At 66.4% G+C, this 8,827-nt stretch carries 6 protein-coding genes; 1 reads left to right on the top strand and 5 read right to left on the bottom strand.

Translation table 11 applies throughout. The features are described from left to right. Positions 1-184: 184 nt before the first annotated feature. The 5 genes from ACT3SQ_RS18450 to ACT3SQ_RS18430 are packed head-to-tail and all read right to left on the bottom strand — an operon-like array spanning position 185 to position 7,792. A complete protein-coding gene (locus ACT3SQ_RS18450) occupies positions 185-1,177 on the bottom strand; it encodes a hypothetical protein (protein ID WP_444601565.1) in 993 nt (330 codons plus the stop codon). A 5-nt stretch (positions 1,178-1,182) separates the two neighbouring features. Beyond that, a complete protein-coding gene (locus ACT3SQ_RS18445) occupies positions 1,183-2,970 on the bottom strand; it encodes a phage tail tip lysozyme (protein ID WP_444601564.1) in 1,788 nt (595 codons plus the stop codon). 50 nt (positions 2,971-3,020) lie between these two features. Beyond that, entirely contained in the window at positions 3,021-7,094 is a 4,074-nt protein-coding gene (locus tag ACT3SQ_RS18440; RefSeq protein WP_444601563.1) for an FtsK/SpoIIIE domain-containing protein, read from the bottom strand. Positions 7,095-7,103: 9 nt separating this feature from the next. Then, a complete protein-coding gene (locus ACT3SQ_RS18435) occupies positions 7,104-7,655 on the bottom strand; it encodes a nuclease-related domain-containing protein (RefSeq protein WP_444601562.1) in 552 nt (183 codons plus the stop codon). Then, complete coding sequence (locus tag ACT3SQ_RS18430; RefSeq protein ID WP_444601561.1) at positions 7,652-7,792, bottom strand: hypothetical protein; 141 nt, start codon at positions 7,790-7,792, stop codon at positions 7,652-7,654. The genes ACT3SQ_RS18435 and ACT3SQ_RS18430 overlap by 4 nt, the downstream gene beginning before the upstream one ends. 227 nt (positions 7,793-8,019) lie before the next feature. On the opposite strand from ACT3SQ_RS18430, the gene ACT3SQ_RS18425 reads away from it, so the two are divergent. Further along, positions 8,020-8,827: restriction endonuclease (locus tag ACT3SQ_RS18425; protein WP_444601560.1), on the top strand; the 808-nt coding region annotated here is incomplete at its 3' end.

The following is an 8,827-nucleotide window of genomic DNA, read 5'->3' as shown; positions in this document are numbered from 1 at the left end:
CGTTAAGACGGCGAAGGCGGCGATGCGGGCACTACGTGACTTGACCGAGAGCATGCTCGGAGCTTATCCAAGGCCGCAGACAAATTGCGGCTAAATCCACCGTGCTGGAACGGGGGCGAGGGTGCCAGTTCAGCAGTAGAACGACGCCGAGCTCGTCCATCTCTCTGGGCTCGTAGTCTGACGGCTACTCGTCGTTTTTGCTCTCTGTCGGAGCTGACTGCTCCACGCTGCGGACGATGAACCTGCCGTCGTCGTCGCGCGTGATCGTGACGGTCAATGACCAGGAGCCGTTGTACGTGGGGTCGTAGGGGTCGACCCACGTGCCGGCGTAGGCGATCGTGATCGGTCCGCCCGGCTCAGTGCTGTAGGTCTGGGAGAGGATCTCGGTCGTCATCGCGTAGCGGCCGCTGCGCGACATCGGGGGAGTCACGTCGGTGGGCTCGACCGTCAGTTCATCCAGCCGTGCTTGGCGCTGCTCGGTGCTCTCATCGGGGTCGACGGTGAGGATTTGGGAGATGACGTCGGTGTGGGTCTGGCTGATCAGGTTGCCGCGCTGGTTGACGCTGATCGGGGAGAGTGCGTCGGCGGCCGGGCCGGGACTGTTCTCGTCGCCGAGCATTTCCGGGGCCCAGTCGAAGGAGTGCACCTGGAACGGCAGTTCATTCTTGGCCGTGCTTCCACCTTCACCGGGTTCAGCAGGTCGGGCGACCACGATCGAATAAACCGGCACCTCGTCGTCTCGGTACGTGCCGGAGACGGTGTAGGCGTACCGCTCGTAGGTGTCACCCGTGACGTGGTCCACCTGCTCAAGACTCATGTCCGTGACCTGTTCAAGCAACGGCGCGTCGACTCCGTCGAGGGACGCGAGGAAGGTCGGATCCGCGAGGGGCTGAACGTCGCCCGGATACGTGGTCATGAAGTCCCGCGCGACCTGTTCGGGGTCCGCCCGATCGCCCGTCGGTTTCGGTGTGTCCTCGACTGCTGGCGGGGACGGTGCAGCGGTCTCCACCGGCTGGTCCGTTCCGCCGTCGGAGGGCAGTACGGCGACATCGGTGCTCTCGCTCTGTGACGGTTCTTCGGTCTCACGGTCTGGCGCCGGGATCAGCCAGACCGCCGCGGCGAGAAGGAGCACCACGAGCGTCCCGATCATGAATCCCTGGATCATCTTCGAGCCCATGCTGGTCATCCTTCGTAGACGTCGATGTTGCGGCCGCGGTGGAGGCCGGAGGGGATGAATTCGACGTGCCAGAATTCCTCGTCGTGGATGTACATGCCGTGCTTCAGACCGAGCTCGCGGAGCTTCTTCCACCGTTCCAGGTCGGCGCCGGTTCCCGGGTAGGGGCAGGCCTTCTCGGGCGTCTGGGTGGGTCCGCAGTTGAAGCGGGAGTAGGAGCTCGGGAAGCCGCCGATGTCGAACGCCATCCCGAACTCGTGGTTCGACCATCCGGGCCGGGCGGCGCCACCCGGGGAGTTCGCGTACAGCGCCTGCTGCTTGGCGTGGGACCGGTAGGAGGACGTGATCGTCAGTCCGAGCCCTTGCGTCTCCGCTTCGGTCCAGAAGGCGACGAACTCGGGGGCGATGGTCGCGTTCATGACGATTGGGCGACCGTTCAGATCTGTGGCGCCGCCGAGGGCGCACAGGCGGATCGGCGTGCCCTGGCCTCGGTAGTAGGCAGTCGTGGTGCCCTGGTCTGTGGTTCCTGCCGGGCAGGACAGGAGAGCTGAGGGCTTGGTCAGGGCGGCTATGTTCACGCACCCCGCGGTGCTGTCGGGGCAGGGGACGACGGATCCGGTTTCGGAGCCTGGGGCGATCGACGTGCCGGTGCAGTCGCTGCCCTCGCCACCCACCGCGGCATCGGCCGACGCAGCAGAACTGGGGGCCTGTTCGGTGCCGCCGGGTGCTGGGGTAGCCGTGCCGGAGTACTGGTCGTAGAACGACTGGGCGTTGGCGATCCGTTCCTCGATCGCCATGACACCGGAACGTTCGTACTTCGCTTCGAATGATCGCGTCGCCTCCTCCACGGTGGTCGTCGAAGCGAGGTGGTCGCCGGCCGCCTGCTCGACGCCCTCGAGCTCTCCGATGATGTACCGCATCTGAAACAGCACCATCGCATCGACGTCCTCGTCGGACATCGTGGCTGGCAGCTGCTGCATGTTCGGGGCGGAGATGTAGTAGTCGGTGCCGAGCTCGTCGATCACGGCGTCGCGGATCTCGGCGTGGCGGCTGCCGGTCCACTGCACCAGACCCCAGCCGGAACTGACGGACGGGGTGCTGGCCCCGCCCTGGGCTATGAATGGGTTGAAGCCGCTCTCGCGCTCGATGTTGCCCATAACCCCGGCGGTCTGCTTTTCGCTGTACCCGGCGCCGCGGAGGTAGTTCCACACCTTCTCCTCGATGTCCCCGCCGACGACCTCGCTCGGAGCCCCACCACCTCCATCACTGCAGGTCTGGGAGTGAGAGGCTGCTTGGCTGACGGCGGGCAGGACGGCGCTGACGATGGCGGCGGTCACCCCGGTAACGATCACGACCTGCAGCACCATCGAGGCGACGACGAGCCCTGCAATACCCGTGAGGAGGTAGCGGAAGACCTTGGTTTGGAAGATGGTCGTGACGGCCGATCCGGCGAGTCCCGCGACGGGCGCTCCAGCACCGGTAGCGCCGATGGCTGCGGTGGTGAGTGCTCCTGCTCCGGAGGCGGCGACGTCCTGGGCCCCGCCGACCATGTCGCCGCGTCGAGCCTTCTGTGCGCCCCGCATGGCGCTGACGGCAATATCGGACCCAGTCGCCTTCTTCACGCCGGCCTCGACGCCCTTCTGCGCCAGCGCTTTGCCGGTGGACCTGACAGCTTCGGCCGCGCCGCCGTCGGTGCCGGAGCCGAGGTCACCGCTTCCCGGTGCGTCCAGCGAATCGTCGCCGGGCAGGCGAGTGTCCCCGGTGTCGGGACCGGGAGCCTCGGGCTGTTCCGCCATGGGTGACCTCCTCGGCCGCCCCAGTGGGCGGGAGAACGCGGCTGGCGTGGTCAGATTCCGCCGCGGACCATCGGTGGCGCCTCGAAGGTGAAGTCGAACCCGTCATCCTCATCGTCTGGTGTGTCGGCGACTGGTGCTGGTGGCGTTTCGGGTGCGTCGACCGGGTCGGGAGCGACCTCGGGCGGGCCTTCTGTCTGGGCGTCGCGTGCCGGGGTGGCCGGCTCGTGCAATTCGGCTCTCACGTCGGCGGCGAGCTCGGTGATCAGCTCTCGGTAGGTGGCGCCGACCTCGGATTCGGTGTCCAGCCCCTCGACGTCCACGACGATCTCTGTAACAGACTCCTGTTCGATCACGGTCTGGAGGGCTTCGAGGAGTTCGAAGTGACTGTTCGCTGCGAGCTCGGACAGGGCCACGCTCCGCCCACCAGAGGATGCGCCACGTTCGGGATCGGAATCGCGGCCGGTGTTTCCGAGCAGGGAGCCGAGGTCGAAGCTGATGTTCAGGTCGAGCTCCTCCACCGCCGGCACGGCCTGCTCTGTGATGGTTTCTTCGACCACGTCGACGAAATCTGCCAGCGGCGCGACCACGTAGCGCGGATCCAATGGGTCCAGCAGTTGCGCCGGGACTGGGCGGGGGATGTCGTGCTCCTGCAACTTCTCGTGGAGGGTGGCGTTTTCTTCGTACCAGACCTGCATGAGGCGCGGGTGCGGAGCGGTCAGCGGTTCGAACAGGCCTCGCCCGACCCGGGGTGCGGCGATGGTGTCGGCTTCCATGGGGTTCCGGAACGCGCTCATCCGGTCGCCCTGGGTCATGTTCCCCAGCCCCATCCTGGCCAGGTTGGTTTTTATGTCGGCTCCGCCCGGCATGGTGTCGAGGATCTTCGAGCTCAGCTTCTGGGTGCCCAGCAGCAGGTGGATCCCCACGGAGCGCGCCTCCCGTCCAAGCTTGCCGACAATGTTTCCGATGATCGCTCGCGCGTTGTTCTCGGCTTCGGCCTCGAGCCGGGCATGGTCTGCGGCCGGGTCGTCAGACTTCGGCGGCACCGAGGACTTCCCGATCAGGGACGTGAACTCATCGACCACCACGATCAGATGCGGCGGGCTCGCCTCCTCGGGCAGCTTGTCGATATTCACCACGCCGAACGTGCCGTTCAAGGCCTTGCGGCGCTCGAGCTCGCCATAGAGGGCCTTCATGGTCGAGGCGGCCTGGTAGACGTCGGCGGCGAACGGTGCAATTGCCCAGTCCTTGGCGAACAGGAAGTCGTACCCGCCCTTGGTCGGGTCGATGACGACGGGGAGGTAGCCGCAGCGGATCAGGTCGAACAGTATGGTGCTGATCGCCGCGGACTTGCCGGCACCGGTGCCGCCGAGCACCAGGAGGTGGGGGTTCTCGATCGGGTCGTAGATGGTCGGCTCACCGAGCGCACTCACCCCGAAGGCAGCGGGGGTGTCGCCGAGCCGGTCGAAGGGGATTCCGACGCGTTCGGGGAGCGGGTCGTGCTCGGCCATGAACAGCTGGATCCCGGAGGCTCCGTGGCGGCGCACGTCGAGGAACTCCACGTTCAGGTTTGAGCGCAGCTTCTCCCGATTGCCGTTGACCTTGGCGACATCCACGCCGGCGGGCAGGTCGAAGTCCAGCACCTCCACCTGGTCGTTCGACGCGAGTGTCTCGAGCTTCGTCAGAGTGGGCACGCTGCCGGAGAGGTTCGTGATGTTGGAGTCGACGAACGCTTGGTCGAAGTCGACCCGTCGCACTTCGACCTCGGCGCCGCAACGCAGCTTCGCCCCGGGCCCCGGGTCCCCGATGTACAGGGTGACTTCACCGTCGCGGGGGCTGGCCAGGCGCATCCAGGGGCAGGCGAGCTGGGAACGGATCGCGTCGGCTTTCTTCCGCACGTCGACGAGGGTCGTCCCTCCGTGCAGGCGGAGCGTGACCTTCCAGGCGTGCTTCGAACTCGCCGGCATGGTCAGTGCTTCGGTCTCGACGAGTTCGGGCTTGGGCATCTTCACGGCCGCTGCCCGGAAGGCGCTGTTGATCAGGTGCGCGAGCATCCATGCGGAGGCGCTGGTGGCGACGGGGGCCGCGCCCTGTGGCGGGGCGACGTCCTGTGGGGTGGTCGGTACGGGATCGGTGGCCCAGCGGACCAGGAACAGGTGCGGGTGGCGGGAGCCGGGGCCTTCCCTCTCGCTGGGCCAGCCGACGATCGAGACCATCTGCGCGCCGGTGATCGAGGTGCGCATCCCTTTCTCGAAGTCCTTGCCGCGCGGGTCGATGTACGTCTCGCCCGCGTCCAGGCCGGTCTTGGTGGCGAACAGCTGCTCATGCAGCACGAGACCGTCGCGGGAGAACCGCTGTGTCAGCTCGGCGTCTCGGGTGATCTCGAATCGTGTCGTCGGTGGCTGCGCACCCTGGGGGAGGGTCTGCTCCCAGCGCTTCTCCCACTCGATCTCCGCCTGCACGTTGCGGACCTGCTCCACGGTCAGGCCCGAGTCCTCCGCGTACCTCGCATCCTCGGAGAGGGGGTCGCCTACGAGGAGATAGCTGTTGCGCCGATCGACCACGACATCAACGTCGACCGATTCGCCCTCGACCACGGTGGAGCAGGCGGCGGCGATGGTCGCGTACTCGGACTGGATCGTGTGCCACGGGGGAGTGGGAATGCCCGGCATCGCCCAGGTCGTCTTCCAAATTGCCAACGGCGAGTCCTCCGGGGTGACCGGTGCAGGCGCCGGCACGCCCCGTAGCCACCGCCACGCTGCTGCGAAACGGGAGGACCTCGGGAGCTCGACCGGTTCAGCCAGGGACTGCTCCAGGCGAGCGACCTCGGCGGGGTCCTTGTCGCCGAGCTTCTCGATCTGCTGGCGGACGCTGCGGTTGCGCTTCTCGGTGAGCTCAGCCTGGCGCGGATCGGCCTTCGTGGGCAGGTGGGCGACCAGCACGGCCTCGAGCAGCGCCATCCGGTTCACGCCGATCCCATCCAGGGCTCGGGCCAGGACTGATTCCAGGGCGAGGTCGCGAGAGTACGGATCAAGGTCAGGGTCCAACAGGTTCGGGAACGACCCTTCCGGCCACTGGACGATCCGCACGCGCAGCTGGTGCGCGGTGCCGGGGATCTGCTGTCCCGCTGCGTCGAGGTTTGGGCTGGAGAGCACATCGATTCGAGTGGAGGGGTCTCCGTAGAACGCCGAGATCGCGTCGGCCCGCTCCTGCAGCCCGGCGGCCATGAGCTTCGGCGGGGCGTCCATCATGTCGACGATGGCCCCGCACAGCGCAACGGTCCGGTCTACGATCCGTGGCCGGCCTTCCTTCTCGGTGAAGAGCTCGGCGAACCGCGGCGCCCACTGCTCGTTGGCCTCCTGCAGGCGCCGCCAACGCTCCAGACAGATCCGCGAGATCGGTCCACCTAAGATCGCGACGATGGCGAGCACCGTCGCAGCGGCCATCCCGACGGCCCGCCACGTCGGAGAGTTCTGCCCCGCCATGGCCAGCCCGGTCGCGGCAGCCCAAACACCGAACACAGCGACCAAGGGGGCCGCAAGCACGAGTGGACGTGCCCGGGAGCTCCAGAGCTGCCGGAGCATCATGGGAACGATGGCGACGACCGGCTGCTCTCGGACTCTGCGTCGGCGGGCCAGCAGCGAGGTGACCACGTGATGGGTCAGCAGCCCTGACGTCACTGCCACCCACCACGGCATCGCTACGACTGGTGCGTCCGCACCGAGCAGTGCCCCGAGGCGCTCGAGCATCACGGTCGGGAGCTGACCAGACAGCGGGAGAGCCGCCACGAGTGCACCGGTCGCGGCCGAAGCGATGAAAGAGAGACGGGTAGGGATTCCAGGCCACACGGTCTCCCAGCCCCACGCGTTCCCGAGCAGCAGGGACGTGCGGGTATCCAGCCAGGACCGGTGCCGGCGGACCAGGCGTTCCTCTCGAGGATTGGCGGGCGTCTCCTTCGGCCCGGTGAGCATCGGCGCCGGATGCAGGCACGCGACGGCCAGCATCCCGGTGAACAGCACCCACCCCGCAGGCAACCCGACCAGCACCGCGGCTCCGGTGAACAGGATCGTCAGCACCGTCAAAGGGAGGGTGAGGTTCAGGGCGGGCTTGTCGTACTTCTGAGCCATGGATACTCCTCAGCTGGTGCGGAGCAGGGGGTACAGGGCCGCGACGAGATCCGGATCGGTCGGCTCATCGGGCACCAGCGCCCGGACCCGCCGAGGGAGGGCACTGGCCCGAATCGCATCGGCACCAGGGACGTGCAGGAACGTCACGCTCAGAGTCCCGGGGCGAGAGGCCTCGATCGACACCAGCGGACGACGGATCAGGGCACGGGGGATGTGGGCGCTGATGCGCTGCTGGATCATCGCCATCGTGCGACGGTCGGCGTGCTCCACCTTCGACAGCCACCGGTACGAAGTGTCCTCGAGCGTCCAGTAGAAGCCGGGCCGCCACCGCTTCGAGTCGACGATCAGCACGACCGTGCCTCCCGTGACGATGTGGTCGATGTTCGCGGCGATCCCGCGAGCAGGGACATCCAGGTCATGCCACACATCCCGACGGGACTCCACCGCGATCATGTCCAGCACCCGCCCCGTGCTCTCCTCGCCCGCGCGCCCAACGCTCGCCGCATCAGTACCAAGCTCTTCGACAGACCCGCCGGCGATCCCGAACACGGAGCCGCTCACGAGAGCACCCCGACCAGTAGGGACAGGACGAAGATGGTGACCAGCACGAACAGCCCGACCTTGACCGCGCCACCGCTGAGGGAGTTCGCGAGGTCATCGGAGTCCTTCTCGTATCGCGGTCCACGTCCCAGTTCCATGTCGCCCACCTTCGCCAGAGAGTCCCTGTCGATCTGGCCAGTGGGCGGGGAATGGGCGTCGCAGGACCTGGCAATGCGTTGTCGCACCCATACTCAAACGGCCCACCGTCGCGGATCACTCCGCTCGACGATCGACGACCTACGCTGGTCGCTCTCGCACGTTACTGTCGAGGTAGCCCTGTTCTGACAAGGAGACGCTTATGCCCGCCCCTACTTGGGACCAATACATGATTCCCTCATTGAAGGTTCTTCTTGACGGGCAGGTCCGAAGGACGCGCGAGGTCGTTTCAGCGGCTGCCAACGTCCTGGCGGTGACTGAAGAACATCGCGCGATTTTCATTCCATCCGGTCAGGAACAGTGGATAAATCGAGCGAACTGGGCTCTGTCGTATTTGGCCCGAGCTGGAGCGGTGGAGCGCCCCAGCCGTGGCCAGTATCGGATCACCGAGATCGGTAAACAGCTGCTCTCGACTCATCCGGATGGCATGACTGAGAAGGACCTGCGCCGTGTACCTGGCTACGAGTCGCCGGCGGCAAAGAGGCGACCGAGTCTGCGGGTGACTGAGCTGCCTTCGATACCCTCGTCGAACCTCGAATCGAGTGCGACCATCGACGATGCCGCCGATGGAGAGGACGCATCGACTCTCGCCCCTGACGAACAGATCGATGCCGGGATCGCTCGTATCACGGCGGATGTTGCCGACCAGCTCCTCACTCGCATCCGTGCGCTAGAACCTGCATTCTTTGAACAGTCCGTGCTCGACTTGCTCACCGCGATGGGCTACACAGGGGCGGAAGGCGTGGCGCGCCGTACTCAGCTCTCACGTGATGGCGGGATCGACGGGATTATCGACCAAGATGCGTTGGGACTGGCTCGCATCTACGTGCAGGCCAAGCGCTACGCCGAAGGGAACACGGTCGGGCGTCCCGCAATTCAAGAGTTCGTCGGAGCGCTCTCTGGAAATGGTGCTAATCAAGGCGTCTTCATCACTACTAGCCGGTTCACTAAGGATGCAGAAGCCTTCGTAGAAAAAG

It is taken from the genome of Brachybacterium sp. AOP42-C2-15, assembly GCF_052377065.1.
Lineage (GTDB): Bacteria > Actinomycetota > Actinomycetes > Actinomycetales > Dermabacteraceae > Brachybacterium.
This window is presented reverse-complemented; position numbering and strand designations above follow the sequence as displayed.